21 protein-coding genes are annotated in these 17,884 nt (G+C 63.4%); 10 read left to right on the top strand and 11 right to left on the bottom strand.

Annotated features, from left to right (window positions below; genetic code table 11):
• Positions 1–581 precede the first annotated feature (581 nt).
• On the bottom strand, positions 582–3,170 hold the full coding sequence (gene uvrB, locus IE127_RS05125; RefSeq protein ID WP_189424003.1) for an excinuclease ABC subunit UvrB: 2,589 nt from the start codon (positions 3,168–3,170) through the stop codon (positions 582–584).
• Between the two features lie 227 nt (positions 3,171–3,397).
• On the opposite strand from uvrB, the gene IE127_RS05120 reads away from it, so the two are divergent.
• The 6 genes from IE127_RS05120 to IE127_RS05095 all read left to right on the top strand — a co-directional run bounded on the left by IE127_RS05120 (position 3,398) and on the right by IE127_RS05095 (position 7,369).
• Positions 3,398–4,045, top strand: a complete 648-nt coding sequence (locus IE127_RS05120; RefSeq protein WP_189424002.1) for a TetR/AcrR family transcriptional regulator — start codon at positions 3,398–3,400, stop codon at positions 4,043–4,045.
• An 18-nt stretch (positions 4,046–4,063) separates the two neighbouring features.
• The gene (locus IE127_RS05115) at positions 4,064–4,546 is read left to right on the top strand and encodes a VOC family protein (protein ID WP_189424001.1); all 483 of its coding nucleotides are present in this window, start codon (positions 4,064–4,066) and stop codon (positions 4,544–4,546) included.
• Complete coding sequence (locus IE127_RS05110; protein ID WP_189424000.1) at positions 4,539–5,075, top strand: GFA family protein; 537 nt, start codon at positions 4,539–4,541, stop codon at positions 5,073–5,075. Before IE127_RS05115 ends, IE127_RS05110 begins: the two co-directional genes overlap by 8 nt.
• Positions 5,068–5,367, top strand: a complete 300-nt coding sequence (locus IE127_RS05105) for a DUF6958 family protein (protein WP_189423998.1) — start codon at positions 5,068–5,070, stop codon at positions 5,365–5,367. Before IE127_RS05110 ends, IE127_RS05105 begins: the two co-directional genes overlap by 8 nt.
• A 132-nt stretch (positions 5,368–5,499) precedes the next feature.
• On the top strand, positions 5,500–5,904 hold the full coding sequence (locus tag IE127_RS05100; protein WP_189423996.1) for a GFA family protein: 405 nt from the start codon (positions 5,500–5,502) through the stop codon (positions 5,902–5,904).
• Between the two features lie 301 nt (positions 5,905–6,205).
• Complete coding sequence (locus IE127_RS05095) at positions 6,206–7,369, top strand: metallochaperone AztD (protein WP_189423994.1); 1,164 nt, start codon at positions 6,206–6,208, stop codon at positions 7,367–7,369.
• Here the strand turns inward: IE127_RS05095 and IE127_RS05090 are convergent.
• From IE127_RS05090 to IE127_RS05075, 4 genes are read right to left on the bottom strand one after another with little or no spacing between them, the layout of a single operon-like run.
• Positions 7,366–7,854, bottom strand: a complete 489-nt coding sequence (locus IE127_RS05090) for a DoxX family protein (RefSeq protein ID WP_189423993.1) — start codon at positions 7,852–7,854, stop codon at positions 7,366–7,368. The genes IE127_RS05095 and IE127_RS05090 overlap by 4 nt on opposite strands.
• Positions 7,851–8,600, bottom strand: a complete 750-nt coding sequence (locus IE127_RS05085; RefSeq protein ID WP_189423991.1) for an HvfC/BufC N-terminal domain-containing protein — start codon at positions 8,598–8,600, stop codon at positions 7,851–7,853. The genes IE127_RS05090 and IE127_RS05085 overlap by 4 nt, the downstream gene beginning before the upstream one ends.
• On the bottom strand, positions 8,597–9,466 hold the full coding sequence (gene bufB, locus IE127_RS05080) for an MNIO family bufferin maturase (protein WP_189423989.1): 870 nt from the start codon (positions 9,464–9,466) through the stop codon (positions 8,597–8,599). The genes IE127_RS05085 and bufB overlap by 4 nt, the downstream gene beginning before the upstream one ends.
• A gap of 54 nt (positions 9,467–9,520) precedes the next feature.
• A complete protein-coding gene (locus tag IE127_RS05075) occupies positions 9,521–9,814 on the bottom strand; it encodes a BufA1 family periplasmic bufferin-type metallophore (RefSeq protein WP_189423987.1) in 294 nt (97 codons plus the stop codon).
• Positions 9,815–9,985: 171 nt separating this feature from the next.
• Here IE127_RS05075 and IE127_RS05070 point away from each other — a divergent pair, with 171 nt between their 5' ends.
• A complete protein-coding gene (locus IE127_RS05070; protein WP_189423985.1) occupies positions 9,986–10,528 on the top strand; it encodes a sigma-70 family RNA polymerase sigma factor in 543 nt (180 codons plus the stop codon).
• A complete protein-coding gene (locus IE127_RS05065; RefSeq protein ID WP_308430292.1) occupies positions 10,525–11,160 on the top strand; it encodes an NrsF family protein in 636 nt (211 codons plus the stop codon). Before IE127_RS05070 ends, IE127_RS05065 begins: the two co-directional genes overlap by 4 nt.
• Here the strand turns inward: IE127_RS05065 and IE127_RS05060 are convergent, their stop codons facing one another.
• Positions 11,161–12,156 (bottom strand): NAD(P)-dependent alcohol dehydrogenase, encoded by a 996-nt coding sequence (locus tag IE127_RS05060; protein ID WP_189423981.1) that lies wholly within the window; start codon positions 12,154–12,156, stop codon positions 11,161–11,163. It lies immediately after the preceding gene.
• Between the two features lie 110 nt (positions 12,157–12,266).
• Between IE127_RS05060 and IE127_RS05055 the strand changes: the two genes are divergently transcribed.
• Together IE127_RS05055 and IE127_RS05050 are read left to right on the top strand one after the other, a co-directional pair.
• Complete coding sequence (locus tag IE127_RS05055) at positions 12,267–13,172, top strand: LysR family transcriptional regulator (RefSeq protein WP_189423980.1); 906 nt, start codon at positions 12,267–12,269, stop codon at positions 13,170–13,172.
• A 26-nt stretch (positions 13,173–13,198) separates the two neighbouring features.
• Positions 13,199–13,960 carry a Stf0 family sulfotransferase gene (locus IE127_RS05050; protein WP_189423979.1) on the top strand — a complete coding sequence of 254 codons (762 nt, stop codon included), beginning with the start codon at positions 13,199–13,201 and terminating at the stop codon, positions 13,958–13,960.
• A 9-nt stretch (positions 13,961–13,969) separates the two neighbouring features.
• On the opposite strand, the gene IE127_RS05045 is transcribed toward IE127_RS05050, so the two are convergent.
• The 5 genes from IE127_RS05045 to IE127_RS05025 all read right to left on the bottom strand — a co-directional run bounded on the left by IE127_RS05045 (position 13,970) and on the right by IE127_RS05025 (position 17,635).
• Positions 13,970–14,944: an NAD(P)-dependent alcohol dehydrogenase gene (locus tag IE127_RS05045; RefSeq protein WP_189423977.1), complete on the bottom strand. Its 975-nt coding sequence runs from the start codon at positions 14,942–14,944 to the stop codon at positions 13,970–13,972.
• Complete coding sequence (locus IE127_RS05040; RefSeq protein WP_189423975.1) at positions 14,941–15,597, bottom strand: hypothetical protein; 657 nt, start codon at positions 15,595–15,597, stop codon at positions 14,941–14,943. The genes IE127_RS05045 and IE127_RS05040 overlap by 4 nt, the downstream gene beginning before the upstream one ends.
• Positions 15,598–15,724: 127 nt before the next feature.
• Positions 15,725–16,378: an SH3 domain-containing protein gene (locus IE127_RS05035; protein ID WP_189423973.1), complete on the bottom strand. Its 654-nt coding sequence runs from the start codon at positions 16,376–16,378 to the stop codon at positions 15,725–15,727.
• 173 nt (positions 16,379–16,551) lie between these two features.
• On the bottom strand, positions 16,552–16,860 hold the full coding sequence (locus IE127_RS05030) for an SH3 domain-containing protein (protein ID WP_189423971.1): 309 nt from the start codon (positions 16,858–16,860) through the stop codon (positions 16,552–16,554).
• A gap of 148 nt (positions 16,861–17,008) precedes the next feature.
• Positions 17,009–17,635 carry an SH3 domain-containing protein gene (locus IE127_RS05025; protein WP_189423970.1) on the bottom strand — a complete coding sequence of 209 codons (627 nt, stop codon included), beginning with the start codon at positions 17,633–17,635 and terminating at the stop codon, positions 17,009–17,011.
• Positions 17,636–17,884: the final 249 nt, after the last annotated feature.

The following is a 17,884-nucleotide window of genomic DNA, read 5'->3' as shown; positions in this document are numbered from 1 at the left end:
AGGCTGAGCGGAGGCGCGGTAGGATCGGCTGCTGATGGCACTGCATCCTCAGTCGTCTTCACCGAGCCTGTCCCGGTGATCCATACGTGGCTTCGGCGGGCGCTAAAGGGTGGGTTGCCGGGATAAAACCCGGCAATGACGGGGGTGTGGGGGGTAGAACAGGAGGTCGCGCGGAGGATCGCTGGGCTCAGCTGCTGATGCCACTGCATCCTCGGTCGTCATCACCGGGCCTGTCCCGGTGATCCATATGTGGCTTCGGCGAGCGCTGAAGGGTGGGTTGCCGGGATAAACCCGGCAATAACGACGCGGGTGGAGGGGTAGGCCGGGGCTGAGCGGAGGATCGCTGGGATCAGCCGCTGATGGCATTGCATCCTCGGTCGTCATCACCGGGCCTGTCCCGGTGATCCATGCGCGGCTTCGGCGGGAGCTGAGGGGTGGGTTGCCGGGATAAACCCGGCAATGACGACGCGGGTGGAGGGGCAGCCCGGGAGGCTGTGCGGATGCGCGGTGGATTGCCGGGACGGGCCCGGCAATGACGACGGAGAGGTGAGCGCGAGTGGCGGCTTGCTTGGATTTCGCGCCTAGCTCACCTCGCCCTCGAGCGTATCCAGCTCCATCTCCTTGAGCCGCTTGACCTCATCCCTAAGCCGTGCGGCCTTTTCAAACTCGAGGTTTGTCGCGGCTTCGCGCATCTGGCTTTCGAGATCCTTGATGACCGCTGCGAGGTTGGCGCCGACATGGGCGGCTTCCTTGCCGTCCCTGGTTTTGCCCGCCGATACCGTGACGTGATCGCGTTCGTAGACGCTGTCGGCGATATCGAGAATGTTGGAGCGCACGGACTGGGGCGTGATGTTGTGCCGCTCGTTATAGGCGAGCTGCTTTTCGCGGCGGCGATTGGTTTCGGCCAGCGCCCGCTCCATCGAGCCGGTGGTTTTATCGGCATAAAGGATCACCCGGCCATCGACGTTACGGGCGGCGCGGCCAATGGTCTGGATGAGCGAGGTTTCGCTGCGCAAAAAGCCTTCCTTGTCGGCATCGAGAATGGCAACGAGGCCGCATTCGGGGATATCGAGACCCTCGCGCAAAAGGTTGATGCCGACCAGCACATCGAAGGCGCCGAGGCGGAGATCGCGAATGATCTCGATGCGCTCGATGGTATCGATATCGGAGTGCATGTAGCGCACCCGAATGCCCTGTTCGTGCAGGTATTCGGTGAGGTCCTCGGCCATCTTCTTGGTGAGGGTGGTGACGAGGGTGCGGTAGCCGGCCTTGTTGACCTGGCGGATCTCGTCGACCACGTCATCGACCTGGGTGCCGGCGGGGCGGATTTCGACCGGCGGATCGATGAGGCCGGTGGGGCGGATGACCTGTTCGGCGAAGACGCCGCCGGTCTGCTCCATTTCCCACGAGCCGGGGGTGGCCGAGACATAGACCGATTGCGGGCGCATGGCGTTCCACTCCTCGAAGCGGAGGGGGCGGTTATCCATGGCGGAGGGCAGGCGGAAGCCGTATTCGGCGAGGGTGGCCTTGCGGCGCAAGTCGCCGCGATACATGGCGCCGAGCTGGCCGACGGTGACGTGGGATTCGTCGACGAAGACTAGCGCGTCATCGGGCAGGTATTCGAACAGGGTGGGCGGCGGCTCGCCCGGCTTGCGGCCGGAGAAGTAGCGCGAATAGTTCTCGATGCCGGCGCAGGAGCCGGTGGCTTCCATCATCTCGAGATCGAACAGGGTGCGCTGTTCGAGGCGCTGGGCCTCGAGAAAGCGTCCGGCGCCATTGAGCTCCTGCAGGCGCGCATCGAGCTCGTGGCGGATCGACTTGATCGCCTGAACGATGGTGGGGCGCGGCGTGACATAGTGCGAATTGGCGTAGACGCGGATGAACTTGCGATCGCCGACGGTCTTGCCGGTGAGCGGATCGAACTCGACGATCTTTTCGATCTCGTTGCCGAACATGGTGATGCGCCAGGCGGCGGAATCATAGTGCGCGGGGAACAGCTCGATGGTGTCGCCACGCACGCGGAAGGTGCCGCGGGTGAAGGCGGATTCGTTGCGCTTGTATTGCAGGGCGACGAACTCGGCGAGGAGCTGGCGCTGGTCGATCTTCTGGCCCTGGGCGATATCGATGATCATCGCCGAGTAGCCCTCGACCGAGCCGATACCGTAGATGCACGAGACGGAGGCGACGATGATGACGTCGTCGCGTTCCAGCAGGGCGCGCGTCGCCGAGTGGCGCATGCGGTCGATCTGCTCGTTGATGGTCGACTCCTTCTCGATATAGGTGTCGGTGCGCGGCACATACGCTTCCGGCTGGTAGTAATCGTAGTAGGATACGAAGTATTCGACGGCGTTTTCGGGGAAGAAGTTCTTGAACTCGCCGTAGAGCTGGGCGGCGAGGGTCTTGTTGGGGGCGAGGACGAGCGCCGGGCGCTGGGTGCGCTGGATGGTCTGGGCGACGGTGTAGGTCTTGCCGGAGCCGGTGACGCCGAGCAGAACCTGGTCAGTCTCGCCGTTGTCGATTCCCTCGACCAGCTCGGCGATGGCGGTGGGCTGGTCGCCCTGCGGCTCATACTGGGTGTTGAGCTTGAAGGCGCGGCCGCCCTCGGTCTTTTTCGGACGCTCGGGGCGGTGCGGGACCCAGGGCGAGGAGCCTTCGACCTCCTTGCGGCCATTGAGGATGATGTCTTCGAGCGCCTTGACGGTGGCGGAGATGCCGACGCCCTGGGCGCCCGCGATCGACTTGCCGTCGCCGCCGGTGACCTTGGACTTGCCGCGTGAGGGGACGTGGCCGAAGCCGGCCTGCGGCGCTTCGCCGAGGCCCTCGAAATCCGGGCGCTCGACGGAGTTGGCCTTGGATTTCGGCGCCTTTTTCGACATGCCGGTGACGGTGTCGTGGCTCGACTTGGTGGTGCGGCGCTTTTCGAGCGGCGTCTTCTGCTTGCGCGACTCGGCATCGGCGACGCGTTCGGCAGCCTCGCGCTCGGCTTTTTTCTCGGCTGTGTCGCGGGCGACTTTGTCTGCCTCGGCTGCAGCCTGGCGATCGAGGGCGCGCTTGTTCTTCAGGCGCTCCTGCGGCAGCCGCTTGTTGAGCTGTTCATCTTCGGCCTTTTCGATCTCGCCGATGAAGTCGTCGATGGAGAAGTCCGCCTTGCCGGGACGCGAAGAAGCCATGAGCGCACCACTGGTTTGTGAGAGATCGGTATGTGGGGAACGTCGACTGGCGATGCAACGTTGCCGGCAGCCTATCAGCATCGGAACACAGTGTGAACGGGGCCACTGACAGAGGATGTCAGCATGGCATGCGCGGGGGGAAGGCGCAGCGAGGTCGTCGGAGTTTCGGGCGAGAGCTGGCAATATGCCGCCTTGCATACATACCAATCGTACGGTATGTATCGCTTATGCCAAGACCGACCAAGACATCGCCAGAACGCGGAGACGCCCGACAGCGGCTGCTGGAGGCGGCGCGGGACGTTATTCGCCAGAAGGGGTTTGCCGCGACATCCGTCGATGATCTCTGCCGGGCGGCAGAGGTGACGAAGGGCGCGTTCTTTCACCAGTTCAAGAGCAAGGACGCGCTGGGCGTTGCGGCGGCGCAGTTCTGGTCGGAAACGACCGGGGCGCTGTTTGCCAGCGCGCCGTTCCATGAGCATGAGGACCCGCTGGAGCGGGTGCTGGCCTATCTCGAATTCCGCCGGTCGATCATCGGCGGCGAAACCTACGAATATACCTGCCTCGTCGGCACGATGACGCAGGAGGTGCACGCCACGACCCCAGACATTCGCGAGGCGTGCGCGGAGAGCATTTTCGGGCACGCGGCGACGCTCGAGTTCGATATCGCCGCAGCCGCAGAAAAGCGGGGGCTTGCCGGCGACTGGACGGTCGAGAGCCTGGCGCGCCACACCCAGGCGGTGCTGCAGGGAGCGTTCATTCTCGCCAAGGCTTCAGGCGATCCGGAGATCGCGCGTGAGAGCGTCGACCATCTGATCCGCTATGTGCGCCTGCTGTTCGGTGTCGAGGGTACGGCAGGAAATTCATCATCACCATAATCCAGGAGGGACTGAAGAATGGAGCATTCGGCAAAGGTACGGACGTGCCTGTGGTTCGAAAAGGGCGGGGTGGAGGCTGCGCGCGAATATGTGGCGTTGATCCCCGACAGCGAGATCGAGGCGGTCCGCGATAGCGGGCACCCCGAGGACCCGATGATTGTCGAGTTCCGACTGGCGGCTGCGCCAATGATGATCCTGACTGCAGGGCCGTACCAAAAGCTTACACCCGCCGCGTCGATCAGCGTCCTGACCGAAGACCAGGCGGAAACCGACCGGCTATGGAGCGCGCTGACCGAGAATGGCGGCAAGGAGAGCATGTGCGGATGGCTGGAGGACCGGTTCGGCGTCTCCTGGCAGATCGTGCCGAAGCGCCTGCCAGACCTGTTGGCCGATCCCGATCCGGGCGTAGTGCAGCGCGTGAGCCAGGCGATGATGCAGATGCACAAGATTGATATCGCGGCGCTCGACGCGGCAGCAGCCAAGGAAATGGCGGATGGCTGAGACCACGCAACTCGCCTGCCGTTGCGGCAGAACGAAACTGGCGGTCGAGGGCGCGCCAATTGCCAGTGTCGAGTGTTGCTGCTCGTCTTGCCGGGAGGCGGGGCAAAGACTGCACCGCCTCGAGGGTGCGCCTGATGTGCTGACTGACTATGGCGCAACGCCATTTGTGATGTACCGCAAGGACCGGGTGCGGTTTATTGCAGGCGCCGAGGGGCTGCAGGCATTTCGATTGAAGCCCGACGCTTCGACGCAACGCGTGATTGCCGGCTGCTGCAACACGCCGGTCTATCTCGAGTTCAAGGGCGGGCACTGGCTGAGCCTTTATGGCGCGCTGTGGCCGGAGGGCACACTGCCGCCGCCGCAAATGCGCACGATGGCATCCGACCTGCCGGATGGCATGACGCTTCCCGACTACATTCCCAACGCAAAGACACAGAATTTCGGGTTCTTTGCCAGGCTGCTTGGCGCATGGGCGGCGATGGGTTTTCGGAGCCCGAAAATGCCGAAGACGGAGGAGATCAATGTCTGAGGCCGAAACAATTGAGGTCGAGAGCATTACGACGCCGGGGACCAAGCGGGTCAATCGCGCCAAATACGTGGCGATGCGCGAGGCACTTTTGCCGGTGCTGCCAAGCGAGCCGCCGGGCATGACAGTGGCAGACGCAAAAGCGGCGCTGCTGCCGCATCTGTCCGAGGCGCTGTTTCCGGGCGGTGACACCGCGGGCTGGTGGCTGAAAGCGGTGCAGCTCGACCTTGAAGCCAAGGGGGTGATCGAGCGGCGCACGGGGCCGGTGCGATTGTTCCGGACGGGGCGGGGGTAGGGAGCTAGGGCGTTCGGCAGAACGATCAAGGGGTGACATTCGTCCGCTGCCATGATGAGACCTCCCGGCTAGGTGCATCGGCAGGCCGAGTGCCGATGAAAACCTGCGGCAAACCAACTGGAGCGTATCGTCATGTCTGAAACCACTGGCTCCTGTTTGTGCGGCGCGGTGAGATTTGAAATCTCCGGGGCGTTTCAGAGCTTTTTTCTGTGCCACTGCTCGCGCTGCCGAAAGGACACCGGGTCTGCCCATGCGGCAAACCTGTTCGCGCCGGCTGCAACGCTGAACTGGGTTTCCGGTCAGGCAAGCGTCAAGACCTACCGGGTGCCGGACAGCCGACACGCCAAAAGCTTTTGCAACATATGCGGGTCTGCGCTGCCGAGTATCCAAGCCGAAGGCGCGATGGTGGTGGTGCCTGCCGGCAGCCTCGATAGCGCGATCGCTATCCGGCCCAATGCGCATGTGTGTTTCGCAAGCCGGGCAGAGTGGGACGGTGATCTGGAGGCTTTGCCGAAACTGGATGGCTTGCCGGGGTGAGCTTTTTTCCCACTGGCTGAAAAAGTGCGCCGTTAGAGGTCGCGATGCTCGGTTTGAGCTGCCCCTGATCGGCCCTTCAACACATTGATCGGTACTCGGCAACGGGCTGGCTGACGTCTGCTTGTCGCGGTCGCACGTCCATCGCTCGCTATAAAAAGATCTATCCGATGCGTTGATATGTTATAAGATTACATATAGAGCGACGCGGTCGGCGTGGCGATGGTGCTGCGCCAACGAGAGAAAGCGGAGCTTGCTTATGAGATTGTGTGCGCTGAGGGCTTTGTCGGCGAGTGTGCTGCTGATGGCTGTGCCTAGTCTGGCGGATGACTCGGAAACGCATTGGCGTGTGTTTGTTGCCGATCAGGCAGATGGGGGCGTCACGGCGCTCGACCTCGATGCGCCGGAGAACCGGTGGCAGTTCGAACTGGCAGGGCCGGCGCGGCTTTACCCGTCGCAGAGCGGTGCCGCCTTGCTTGCGGTGCAATCCGACAACGACCAGGTGAGCGTGTTCAATTCCGGCATCAGCCTCGACAGCCACGGGGACCATGCCGATATCGCGGTTTCAGAACCCGAGCAGATCGACGGGGCGCTGGAAGGCGCTCGCCCGTTCCATGTGGTGTCGCACGGGCCGGAGATGTCCATCAATTTCGATGCTGGCGGCTACGTGCTGACGCTTGAGGAAAGCGATCTGCTTGAGGGGCGTCTCGATGGGACGAGTTTTGAGCAGAACACCGCGCATCACGGTTTTGCAGTTCCCATCAAGGACTATGTGATCAGTTCCGTCGCGGCCGAGCCGGAAGACGATGCCGAGGTGTTGCCGCCAAGGGTCGGGCTTGCGGCCTTCTCGCCGGATGGTGAGATGATTGGCGATCTTCACACCTGCACGGACCTGCACGGCGAGGCGTTCTCGGGCAGTTATCTTGTTGCCGGATGCGCCGAAGGCATTGCAGCACTCGACACCAGTGGATCCGAACCGGTCATGCAGATGCTGGCCTATCCGGATGACCTGCCGGCGGCGAAGACCGGGACGCTATTGGGATCCAAGGCGATGCAGGTGTTCCTAGGCAATTACGGTGCGGATGCGCTGGTTGTCATTGACCCCGCTGAGGAGCCGCATCTGCGCCATATCGCACTGCCATACCGCTCGGTGGATTTCATTCTTGATCCGGCCAAGCCGCAGTTCGGCTATGTGCTGACAGAAGACGGCACGCTGCACCGGATCAATCTGCTGACGGCCTCCATCGAAGACTCTGCCGGCGTGAGCGAGCCATACTCGATGGACGGACACTGGCGCGATCCGCGCCCGCGGCTGGCGATTGCCGGTGGTGACGTGCTGATGACCGACCCGCTCAATAATGCTGTCAAAGTGATCGATGCTGAGACTCTGGCGGTCAGCCGCAGCATCGAGGTTGAGGGGCTTCCCTACAACATCGCGGTGGTCGGCGGCAGCGGACTGACGCACTAGGCGCTGACACCTTGCGGTGACCTCAGGCGGTCTCGGCGCGCGAACAGCATCCGATCGATACTGAACGCGCCGGGGCCGCTATGCATGAGGACGAGGGCCATGGCGGCCCAGGGGAGGTGGAAATTGGCCCAGCCGGAGGGGATGGTGAGCTGGATGATGGCGGTCATCACCAGAATGCCGAGGGCGGCGAAGCGGGTGCCGAGGCCGAGGACCAGAAGGATCGGCAGGATGATTTCGCCGAGGCCGGCGAGAAATGCGGCGGCGGTCGGCGCCGGGTAATCATAGGCGGTGCCGAGAATGTGCAGCTTGAACTCGTTGGCGAACAGATAGGCCTGGCTGGGGGCGAGGGTGAGGAACCCGTCCCATTTGGTGAGGCCCGAGCGAAAGAACGGTACGGCGAGCGCGACGCGCAGGGCGAACAGCGCAAGGGCTGCTGGTACGAGTGCGAGGGTTTTTTCGGCGCGGGCGATAAGGCGCGGGATCATTGGGCTGTCTCCGGGGATGCGAACGCACCGGCGCCGATGAGGCCGACCAGTGCGGTACCGGGATCGAACTCCGGCGCTTCGTTGCGGGCCGCCGCATCGCCGATGCTGGCACCATCGAGAAGGGCGCGGGCGAAGGCGTAATCGTGAGGCGGCAGGACGGTGAGCCGGACTTCGTGATGCGGGCGGGTGACGAGGACGGATTGAGCCGCGCCCGTATCGAGCGGCGCAGGCGGTGTTTGCTGATGCGCTGACCAGATGGCGCCGATGGGCGAGGATGACGCGATCAACGCGGCCGCGGGGTGCGGCGCGAAGGACTGTTCGGGCAGGGTTTCGGACGGGATGCCGGAGAGATGCGCGAGGGTCAGCGGGGGACGATCGGCGGCGTGGTAGGCCTGGCGCCAGGCGTATTCGAGGCGCGCCACATCCGGCAGGTAGGCGAGTTTTTGCGCCGGCGGGAAGCTGGCGATGAAGGCCGCGAAGCCATCGCCATAGTGGAGGAGGACCGGCGAGCGGGGGCGGTTTTCGGCGACGTAAGCGCGCGCCATGGCCTTGAAGAATGGCTCACCGACAAGGGCGGCGACCACCGGAAACCCTTTGAGGAGCGCCGAAACGAGGCTGACATGGACATTGTTGCGATAGACCGCGAAGCGCAGCGGATCATTGGCACCGGCGACGCTCGACAGGCCGCGGGGCGGCGGCAGATCGGGATTGGCGATGGCGGCCGCGAAGCTTTCAAAGGTGCTCATTCGGCGGCCTTCGGCGTGGCGTCGGCGACGCGATCAACGACCTGCTGGGCGAGGCGGGCTTCGTTGAGCAGGGTGGGGAAATCGGGAATGTCGTTGTCCCACTCGACCAGCGTCGGACGCGGGCCGGTGCGGGCCAGGGTGTGCTCGAACAGGCGGAACACATCAGGGCGGACGGCGGAGCCGTGGGCATCGATCAACAGGCGGGCGCCGGCGCTGTCCTGAGTTTCGTCGTAGCCGGCGAGGTGCAGTTCGCCGACGCGGTCGACGGGGAAGCGATCGATATAGGCGACGGGGTCCCAGCCGTGATTGACCGAGGAGACCATGACATTGTTGACGTCGAGCAAGAGGCCGCAGCCGGTGCGCTCGGCAATGGCGGCGAGGAATTCGATTTCGTCGATGGTGCTGTCTTCGAACAAGACATAGGTCGAGGGATTCTCGAGCAGCATCGGCACGCCGAGGGCTGACTGGACGGTATCGACATGGCCGCAGATGCGATCGAGGCTTTCGGCGGTATAGGGCAGGGGCAGCAAATCGTTGAGGTATTCGCTGCCATGGCTCGACCAGGCGAGGTGTTCGGAGAACGAGGCCGGGCGATAGGTGTCGATCAGATGCCGGAGGCGGGCGAGATGCGTCGGATCGAGCGGGCCTTCGCCGCCAATGGAGAGGCCGACGCCGTGCAGCGATAGCGGGTAGTGTTCGGCAATGGCTTCGAGATAGCGATGCGGCGGACCGCCGGCACCCATGTAGTTTTCGGCGTGGACCTCGAAAAAGCCGAGCGCCGGGCGATCCGCGAGAATTTCGCGATAGTGCTCGGGCTTGAGGCCGACGCCGGCGCTGGCGGGCAGGGTGTTGTAGCGATGGGCCATGGCAGAACTCCTCCGAAAGGCGCAGGGCGCGGTGGTGCGCCCTGCTGTGTTCGATCAGGCGGGCAGGTCGCGATCGAGCGCTTCGAGGCTACCCATGCGATCGCCGGGCAGATCCATGGTTTCGCAGGTGCCGGAGGGGACGAGGGTCCAGGCATTGCCCTGGTAATCGACAGTGGAGGTGCCGGCGCAGGTGGTGCCGGGGCCGGCGGCGCAATCGTTCTCGCCGGCAAGCGAGACGCCATAGCATTTGACCATGTCATCCTGGGCGACGGCCGGCGCAGCGGACGCGGCACCGAGGGCGGCGGACAGGGATGCGGCGAGCGCGAGTGAATTCAGGGGGCGGTTCATGAGCGAAAGTCTCCTCGTGTTGACGAGATGCAGCGGCGCATCTCGACCACAGTTCGTCGCGGACGGCGGTGGTGTTACAGCTGGCGTGAAAAAATTGTCGGGGCGCGGTGGGCGTGCAAAAAATCCTGGAAGGCATGTAACAATCGGCGATGCGCGGCGAACTGGGAGGGAATGGTGACGCTGCTTCACGAGGACCGGATGGCAGGGCTGCTGCGTGCTGCGCTTGGCGGCGACGCGGTGGCCTATGAGTCCTTTCTTCGCGACGCGGCAGCGTTGGTGCGCAGCGTCGCCCGCAACAAGCTGGGGCCGAACAGCCCGATCGACGCCGAGGATATCGTGCAGGAAACGCTGCTCGCCATTCACCTCAAGCGCCACACCTGGCGCACCGATGCACCGGTGGCACCGTGGATTTCGACAATCGCGCGGCACAAGGTGATCGATGCATTCCGCAAGCGCGGGCGGCGCGTCGAGGTGGACATTGCCGAGTTCACCGAGGTGCTGCAGGCCGAAGAGGATGAGAGCGCGCACCCCGCAGATGTCGCCAAGGCGCTGGCGGGACTGACGGAAGTGCAGCGCAATGTGGTGTCAGCGATCTCGATCGACGGGCACTCGATTTCGGAGACATCCGAGCGGCTGGGGATGAAGCAAACGGCGGTGCGCGTAGCGCTGCACCGCGGGCTTGCCGCCATCAGCAAGAGATTTGGAAAGCCATGATGAAGACCGATGCCCTGATCAACAGCCTTGCGGAAGACGCCGGCCCGGCCCGCTACAGCATGCAGGGACTCTGGATGCTGGTGTGCTGCGGCGCGGTGCTGACGGCGGCAGCGGTGTTTCTGGTGGCACTTGGCCCGCGCCCGGATCTCGGGCTTGCGGTCCAGAGCCTGCGGTTCGACGCCAAGTTCGTGTTCACCGGGGTGCTGGCGGTAAGCGGCTTTGCCGTCTTGCGGCGCATGGCGCTGCCCGGTGCCGGAAAGCGGGGCTGGCTGCTGCTGTTGGCGCCATTGCTGGTGGCCATCGGCGTGTTGCTGGAACTGGCGGTTCTGCCCTCGGATATCTGGCTGACAACGGCGAAAGGCAGCAATGGCTGGATCTGCATGACATTCATTCCACTGATCGGCATCGCGCCGTTGCTGGCGTTTATTGGCGGACTGCGCCACGGCGCACCGACGCGACCGACCCTTGCGGGCGCGGTCGCGGGGCTGGTGGCCGGTGGGGTCGCCGCAACATTCTACGCGGCGCATTGTACCGATGATTCACCGCTCTTTGTCGCGTTCTGGTATCCGCTGGCGATCGGCCTTCTGGTGATCGCCGGCGGTGCACTCGGCCGTTTGCTGCTGCGCTGGTGATCAGGCGGCGATCGCTGCGGTTGCGGCGGGCGTCGGATTGAGGATGACGGCCCCCGTCTTGTGGCGGCTTTCGACCTTGCGGTGCGCGTCGGCGACGGCTCCGAGCGGATAGGTGCTGTCGATGACGGGCCGCAGGGAACCATCGGCCAGACGTTCGGCGATGTGCTCGAGATCGACGCGCTTGTCGCTGGAAATGCGTAAGAGCAGGGACTTCTTCGAGAACAGCTTGCTGCCGAGCGCGGCCAGCATTTCGGGAAGATCGAATTCTACCGGCGCGAAGCGCCCGCCCGGTTTCGTCAGACGCAGCGCGACGCGCGGCTTCAGGGTGCTGGCGGTATCAATGACGCGATCGAACCGCTCCGCGATGCGCGCGAGGTCCTGCTTGCGATAGTCGATAACGTGATCGGCGCCGAGGCTGGTGACGAGTTCGATATTACCGGTGCTGGTGATGGCTGTCACTTCTGCGCCGAGCTGCTTTGCAATCTGTACGGCGAAGATACCGACGCCACCCGACGCGCCGGCAACCAGAACCTTTTGCCCCGGCAGGACTTCGAGAAAGTCACGGACAAAGCCGAGGGCGGCAAGGGCGCCGAACGGGGTGGCGGCAGCCTCGTCGTAAGTGATGCCTTCCGGCTTTGCGACAACAGGGCCGTCTTCTGAAAGCGCGACGTACTCGGCGTGGGCGCCCCAATCGGAAACGCCAAAAACCGGATCACCGAGGCGGAAGCGTTTGACGTCTGGACCGACGGACACGACGCGGCCGGCAAAGGTGCTGCCGAGGACGGGTTTGCGCGGGCGGAACGCTCCGGCCATCAGCCGTCCCGGCAGCCACATGATGCCGGGAAAGTCTGACGCGCGAAACCGCCAGTCTGCGGTGGTGACGGCGCTGGAATACACCTGAACGAGGATCTGGTTGCCGGAGATTTCGGGACGCGGAACATCGGACACAGTGACGACATCGGCGTTTCCGTAACGGGTATGAACTGCAGCTTTCATGGTTTTACTCCCCTCAGAGCTTCAATACTTGCGAATGACTGAGACGACTTTAGCCAGCGACTTCCTCCTGCGGAATTGACTAAGTTTCTCCATTTGATATGCGAATTTGCATGGATTGGCGCTCTGTGAAATTCGACTGGAACCGGGCTCGGGCGTTTCTTGTAACGGCCGAGGAAGGCTCGCTATCGGCGGCGGCGCGGGCGCTGGGGATGGCGCAGCCAACGCTGGGGCGGCAGGTGGATGCGCTCGAGGACGAACTCGGGGTGATCCTGTTCGAGCGGGTAGGGCGCGGGCTGACACTGACGCCAAGCGGACTGGAGCTGCTCGATCATGTGCGCGAAATGGGCGCGGCGGCCGGCCGGGTCTCACTCGCCGCTTCGGGCCATGCCCACGCGATCGAGGGCAGTATCTGCATTACAGCGAGTGAGATCTATTCTGCGCATCTGCTGCCGCCGATCATTGCCAAGCTGCGACAGCAAGCTCCGGGCATCGAGATCGAGATCGTCGCTTCGAATGCGGCGATCGATCTGCGGCGACGCGAGGCGGATATTGCCATTCGCAACTTCCGGCCGACGCAACCGGATCTGATTGCGCGCAAGATCAGGGATGATACCGGCACGCTTTATGCGGCCCACACTTATCTTGAGCGGATGGGCAATCCCTCGACACCGGAGGCGGTGAGCAAGGCGGATTTCATCGCCTTCGACAATACCGACAGCTATATCAACGCGCTAAACGGGCTCGGCCTCAGCGTGACGGCGCGCAACATGACGGTGCTGACATCGAGCCACGCGGTCCATTGGCAATTGACGCGCGCCGGGGTGGGGATCGGCACGGTGCCGCATTCAGTCGGCGACGCCGAGCCATTGGTACGCCGCGTGCTGCCGGATATGGCGCCAATCACTTTTCCGATCTGGCTGACGACGCACCGGGAACTCAACACCAGCCGGCGGGTGCGTATGGTGTTCGATATGCTGGCCGAAGAACTTGCGGTGGTGCCAGAGGCAGTGGGTTAGGCGCGGCTGCTGCTGTGGGAGAAGCAATGAAAAAGCCAGTTTCTTACATCATCTGCGGGACGCCGCGGACCGGGAGCACGCTGCTTTGCGAGCTTCTTGCAGCCACGAATGTCTGTGGTTGCGCTAATTCCTATTTTCGAGAGCAGGATGTGACGTGGTGGGCGAAGCGCTGGGGCGTCCTGCCGGGCGCGAGACTTGATGATCCACGGTTCGACGCGCTTTATCTGGCAGCCATGATGCGGGCCGCAACGCGCGGAAAGGTGTTTGGCCTCAGGGTAATGCATGCAAGCCTTGATGACGCAGCGCGGCGGCTGGGCAATGCGCTTGGCTCTCGGGAGCGGCTGGTGGTTCAGTTTGAGCGAGCGTTCGGCCCTGTGAGCTATATCCATCTGCGTCGTAAGGACAAAGTCGCGCAGGCGATTTCTCGCCTGAAGGCAGAGCAGAGCGGGCTTTGGCACCTCAATGCGGATGGCTCGGTGATGGAGGGGGAAGAGCGCCGAGCACCCGTGCAGTATGACGCTGCGCAAATCTCCACCTTTGTCGAGGAGCTGGAAAAAGACGAGGCGGGTTGGGACGCATTCTTTTCCGAACAGCAGATAGAGCCATACCGCATCACCTATGAAGACCTGACGGCTCGGCCGCACGACACGATAGCAGAAGTGCTGCGCTTGCTGGGGCGGGATCCTTCGCTGGCCCATGATCTGCCTCTGCCGACAGCCAAGATGGCGGACGCGACCAGCCGCGAGTGGGCGGAACGGTTTCGGCAGGAAAGGCCAGCGCTGGCCTAAGAGCTCTGATCAGGGATCGAAGACACGCAGCACGATCTTGCCCTGAACCTGGCCTGAGCCGAGGCGGCGGAGGGCTTCGGCGGTTTGCTCGAGCGGGTGGACGCTATCGATCAGGGGGCTGAGGTCGCCGCGCTGACAGGCGTTGCCGAGGGTTTCGAGATCGGCGGCATTTGGTCGGTACATCAACAGGCCGAGCGATTTGCCGGAGAGCCGTGACAGGGCGGGACCCGCCAAGGCGCCAGCGAAGATGGCGCGGGTGGTGCCGCCAATCATCACCATGCGTCCGCGCGGGGCAAGGGCATGGCGCCAGGCGGCGACGGGCCGGCGCGTGACGCAATCGAGGATGACATCATAACGGGTGCCGGCGCGCAGATAGTTCGTCTGGCGGTAATCAAGGACATGGTCGGCGCCGGCGCGGCGCATGATCTCGGCTTTCTCGGCACTATCGAGCCCGGTGACTTGAGCGCCTGCGGCCTTTGCCAGCTGAATGGCGAAAGTACCCACGCCGCCGCCGCCACCGACCATCAACAGGCGCTCGCCGGGCTGTGGCGCAGCCTTGGCGATGGCCTGCAGCGCGAGGCTGCCGGCCTGGGGGATGGCGGCTGCCGCGACGAAATCGAGGTGCTCGCCGATATGCGCCACGAGCTCCGCACGGACAGTGGCGTATTCGGCAAGCCCGCCCCAGCCATGATCGGACAGATCGGCAAAGACGCGGTCACCGACCGAAAAGCCGGTGACACCAGCACCGACGGCGCTGACGGTGCCGGCGATATCGGCACCGAGCACCCGCACCACAGGACGTTGCCAGCCGGCCTCGATGCGCGCCAGCAAAGGACGACCACAAAGCCGCTCCCAATCCCACGAGTTCAGCGAGACGGCGTGGACGCGCACCTGCAGTTCGTGATGGGCCGGCTCCGGCCGCTCCTGCTCCTCGAGGCGCAGATTGTCCGGCGGGCCGTATTTGTCATAGGCGACAGCTTTCATTGCGCGCGGTCGACGGGCAGGCGGGTGCAGACGAGTTCGGTGTTTGTGGCGTAGCGCATGGTTTCGGCTTCGATCCCGGTGAGTTCGATCGGGGTCATGACTTCGCGCAAATGCAGCCGGTAGCCAGCGGCCGTCTGCTCTATTTCTTCGATCTTGATGGCCTCATCGCCATTATCGAACAGTTTCTCGCCGAAGCTGAAGATGTGGCCGCCGCACTCCCATGTGCCGAAGAATGGCGGTGACCGCTCCAACTCGTAAAGCCCGGCCCCGTAGCCGGCAACCGTGAAGATAGCCCCCTCTGGGACCAGCAGAACCTCGGCGCGCTGCAGGGTGGTCAACGTTTTGACCTGGCGATAGGAAGCGCCGCCGACCGGCAGCTCGGCGCCCGGATGATAGCAGGGTGTGGTGAACTCGATGGTCTGCCCGGATGCTAGGTCGCCCTCATATACCTTGGTGACGATCGCCTCTAGCAGACAACTCCCGTCGGGCCGGTCGGGGGTCTCGACCGAAAGGATTTTTACCTCGATGTCGATGGGGGCTTCGGCAAGCATATAATCAACGACACCCGGCGGCAGTGCGGCGTGCGCCGGAATGGCCGAGACACTGATGATCGCCCCTGCGAGCGCGGCGGCGAGAGCCCTGATCTGCTGCACGATGTCCCCCAAGGACAATGCCCGAGGCGGCAAGGTGCGCGCTTATTTTCAGATTGGCAATATAGTACATATAAATGACGGGCAGGCCGCAGCCCGCCCGTCTTATTCGCTCTCGATGGATGCGCTTTTAGCGAACGCGGATCGAGGAAATGATGTCGTTGTTGCGGCCCTGAAGGCGTGGGCGGTCATCGCTCACCACAGCGCAGCGGCCATTGTAGTTGTAGTCCTCGCAAACCTGCGCCTGCGCATTGCCGTAGACGCGGATCGAGGAGATCCGGTCGTTGAAGTTGTTCAACTGGCTGTAGCGCTGGCCGGGGCGCACGCAGAAGCTGGAGCCCCGGTAGTTCCAGTCCTCGTAAAAGCAGACGCGGCCGCCACGGTCGCGGTCGGGGCGCTGACGGAAATCGGCGCCATTGCCGATGGAAAACTCGAAGCCTGGCAGTTCGACCGAGAAATTGACGTCCGGACGACCATCGCGGTCGCTGCGGCGGTCACGGTCACGGCCGCGATCACGGTTTTCGTCCTGGCGCGCGAGATAACGCGAGGATGTCCAGCCATCGGGGCCCGGCTTGATGACATAGCACCAATTGCCGGAGCAGCGGTCGATTTCGACCCGCTGGCCCGATTGCAGCACATCAACGACGGAGTAATTGGTGCCGGGACCGGAGCGGACATTGACCGCAGTGGTCGCCTGGGCAGGGGCTGCATAGGCAGCGCTCGTCGCCAGCATGGTAACCGCCATTGCTGCGGCGCCTGTGAAGACCTTCGTAAAGTTATGCATGTTCGTCGCCTCCTTATGCCGGCGGTCTGTGCCGACGGCTTGGTTTTGACTGACTGGCAAACGGGGGTGTCTGCCAATCGATGCAACAAAACCTAATAAAGGGGACTTGAACCTCGGCTGAATGATGGGTTCAGCAAAGTCATATGTAAGTGGCTTACAGAATATTTTTGTGGTTAGTCGCCGTATGGGCCAAGGCCGAAATCAACACGATCACGTGCGACCCAGCCTTCAGGATCTTGTTTGCCGCCAATCAGGCACCATTGTGCCTCACAGCTGTAAACGACTATGCGTGCGTCTTTTAATACTTCGCCGATGACGGGATAGCCCATGCCTGGACCTTGCCGGACAATCGAATCCCAGCGCGCCCAGGCGAGCGAACCGTAGACGGCATGGGCCGGTGCTGTTGCTGCCGCGGCGCCCACCAGAGCGAGCGCGGCGGCGAGGAAAACCCTGATCGGTCGGCGAGCGTGGTGTTTTGACATGCGTTAACCCCGAGACTGCGTGTGCAGCATACAAATCCATGATGCCGCTTAAAAGAGCGTTGCGACACTGCCAAGTCAGAAAGCAAACGCAAGTCACAATAAAAAGGGCCCGGCGAACCGGACCCTGAAGACTTAAGTTGGAAAGCGTTTAGCGGACGCGCACGCTCTCGACATAATCACCGAAGCGGCCAAGCGAGCTGGCGCTTGTGGTGTAGGTGCGGCAATCGCCCGGGGCGGCGCAGACTTCGACGCGATAGCCATCGGGGTTGTCGATCGAGGCGACGCCATCGGAGTAGCGCGGCAGGCGGGCACGCTCGCCCGGCTCAAGGCAGAATTCTTCACCGCGATAATTCGTGCGGTCATAGAAGCAGACTTCAGTGACGCGCGGTGCCGGACGGCCGGTGCCGATCTGTACATCCGGGCCATCCGGGCCGATCGAGAAGCCGAAATTGATACTCGGGCCGCTGCCACTGCTGCTTCCACCAGTGCTGCCGCCGCCAACACCGCCGAGATAGTTCGAGGAGACCCAGCCATCCGGGCCCGGCTTGACGACATAGCACCAGCTGCCCTGGCAGCGGTCGACCTCGACGCGCTGGCCGCGCTGGAGGACATCAACGACGCCATAGCTGCCGCCCGGGCCGGAGCGGACATTGACGTTCGCCGAAGCCGTTGCAGGCGCGGCCTGTGCGGCAGGCAGGAAGACAACGGCCGCCGTTGCGGCAACAGCCATGCCAGTGAAGAGGTTGAGCAGCATTTTGCGGGTCTGTCGCCTCATGGGACGCTCCTGTAATGACAGCCGGATGACCCCTCGCAGAACTGCATGTGGCATGCGGCGACTTGTTGTTGTTTGGCTGTGAAACGGAGAAGCGGGAGGAAAGTTCCGCGCTGGACCTATTCGCAAGCCGTTGCGTGGGGAAATACTGGGAGCAGCAAGTCTTGCCACAGATGGCTGCTCTGGGCCGCCGACTAACCGGAATCGGTTAGTTCGGGCACTTCGAGCACGACTTGACGCTCCATAGCATTC

The organism is Devosia pacifica (genome assembly GCF_014652635.1).
GTDB lineage: Bacteria > Pseudomonadota > Alphaproteobacteria > Rhizobiales > Devosiaceae > Devosia > Devosia pacifica.
Note: the sequence above shows the minus strand (reverse complement) of the source record. Positions and strands in the feature narration are given on the sequence as shown.

Excerpts from the sequence above, each read along its gene's own strand:
- IE127_RS05065 (WP_308430292.1), top strand. The coding sequence starts at position 10,525 with ATGATGAAGACCGATGCCCTGATCAACAGCCTTGCGGAAGACGCCGGC.
- IE127_RS05085 (WP_189423991.1), bottom strand. The coding sequence starts at position 8,600 with ATGAGCACCTTTGAAAGCTTCGCGGCCGCCATCGCCAATCCCGATCTG.
- IE127_RS05050 (WP_189423979.1), top strand. The coding sequence starts at position 13,199 with ATGAAAAAGCCAGTTTCTTACATCATCTGCGGGACGCCGCGGACCGGG.
- IE127_RS05090 (WP_189423993.1), bottom strand. The coding sequence starts at position 7,854 with ATGATCCCGCGCCTTATCGCCCGCGCCGAAAAAACCCTCGCACTCGTA.
- IE127_RS05100 (WP_189423996.1), top strand. The coding sequence starts at position 5,500 with ATGTCTGAAACCACTGGCTCCTGTTTGTGCGGCGCGGTGAGATTTGAA.
- IE127_RS05115 (WP_189424001.1), top strand. The coding sequence starts at position 4,064 with ATGGAGCATTCGGCAAAGGTACGGACGTGCCTGTGGTTCGAAAAGGGC.
- IE127_RS05035 (WP_189423973.1), bottom strand. The coding sequence starts at position 16,378 with ATGCATAACTTTACGAAGGTCTTCACAGGCGCCGCAGCAATGGCGGTT.
- IE127_RS05055 (WP_189423980.1), top strand. The coding sequence starts at position 12,267 with ATGGATTGGCGCTCTGTGAAATTCGACTGGAACCGGGCTCGGGCGTTT.
- IE127_RS05075 (WP_189423987.1), bottom strand. The coding sequence starts at position 9,814 with ATGAACCGCCCCCTGAATTCACTCGCGCTCGCCGCATCCCTGTCCGCC.
- IE127_RS05070 (WP_189423985.1), top strand. The coding sequence starts at position 9,986 with ATGGTGACGCTGCTTCACGAGGACCGGATGGCAGGGCTGCTGCGTGCT.
- uvrB (WP_189424003.1), bottom strand. The coding sequence starts at position 3,170 with ATGGCTTCTTCGCGTCCCGGCAAGGCGGACTTCTCCATCGACGACTTC.
- IE127_RS05095 (WP_189423994.1), top strand. The coding sequence starts at position 6,206 with ATGGCTGTGCCTAGTCTGGCGGATGACTCGGAAACGCATTGGCGTGTG.
- IE127_RS05120 (WP_189424002.1), top strand. The coding sequence starts at position 3,398 with ATGCCAAGACCGACCAAGACATCGCCAGAACGCGGAGACGCCCGACAG.
- IE127_RS05030 (WP_189423971.1), bottom strand. The coding sequence starts at position 16,860 with ATGTCAAAACACCACGCTCGCCGACCGATCAGGGTTTTCCTCGCCGCC.
- IE127_RS05110 (WP_189424000.1), top strand. The coding sequence starts at position 4,539 with ATGGCTGAGACCACGCAACTCGCCTGCCGTTGCGGCAGAACGAAACTG.
- IE127_RS05060 (WP_189423981.1), bottom strand. The coding sequence starts at position 12,156 with ATGAAAGCTGCAGTTCATACCCGTTACGGAAACGCCGATGTCGTCACT.
- IE127_RS05105 (WP_189423998.1), top strand. The coding sequence starts at position 5,068 with ATGTCTGAGGCCGAAACAATTGAGGTCGAGAGCATTACGACGCCGGGG.
- IE127_RS05045 (WP_189423977.1), bottom strand. The coding sequence starts at position 14,944 with ATGAAAGCTGTCGCCTATGACAAATACGGCCCGCCGGACAATCTGCGC.
- IE127_RS05025 (WP_189423970.1), bottom strand. The coding sequence starts at position 17,635 with ATGAGGCGACAGACCCGCAAAATGCTGCTCAACCTCTTCACTGGCATG.
- bufB (WP_189423989.1), bottom strand. The coding sequence starts at position 9,466 with ATGGCCCATCGCTACAACACCCTGCCCGCCAGCGCCGGCGTCGGCCTC.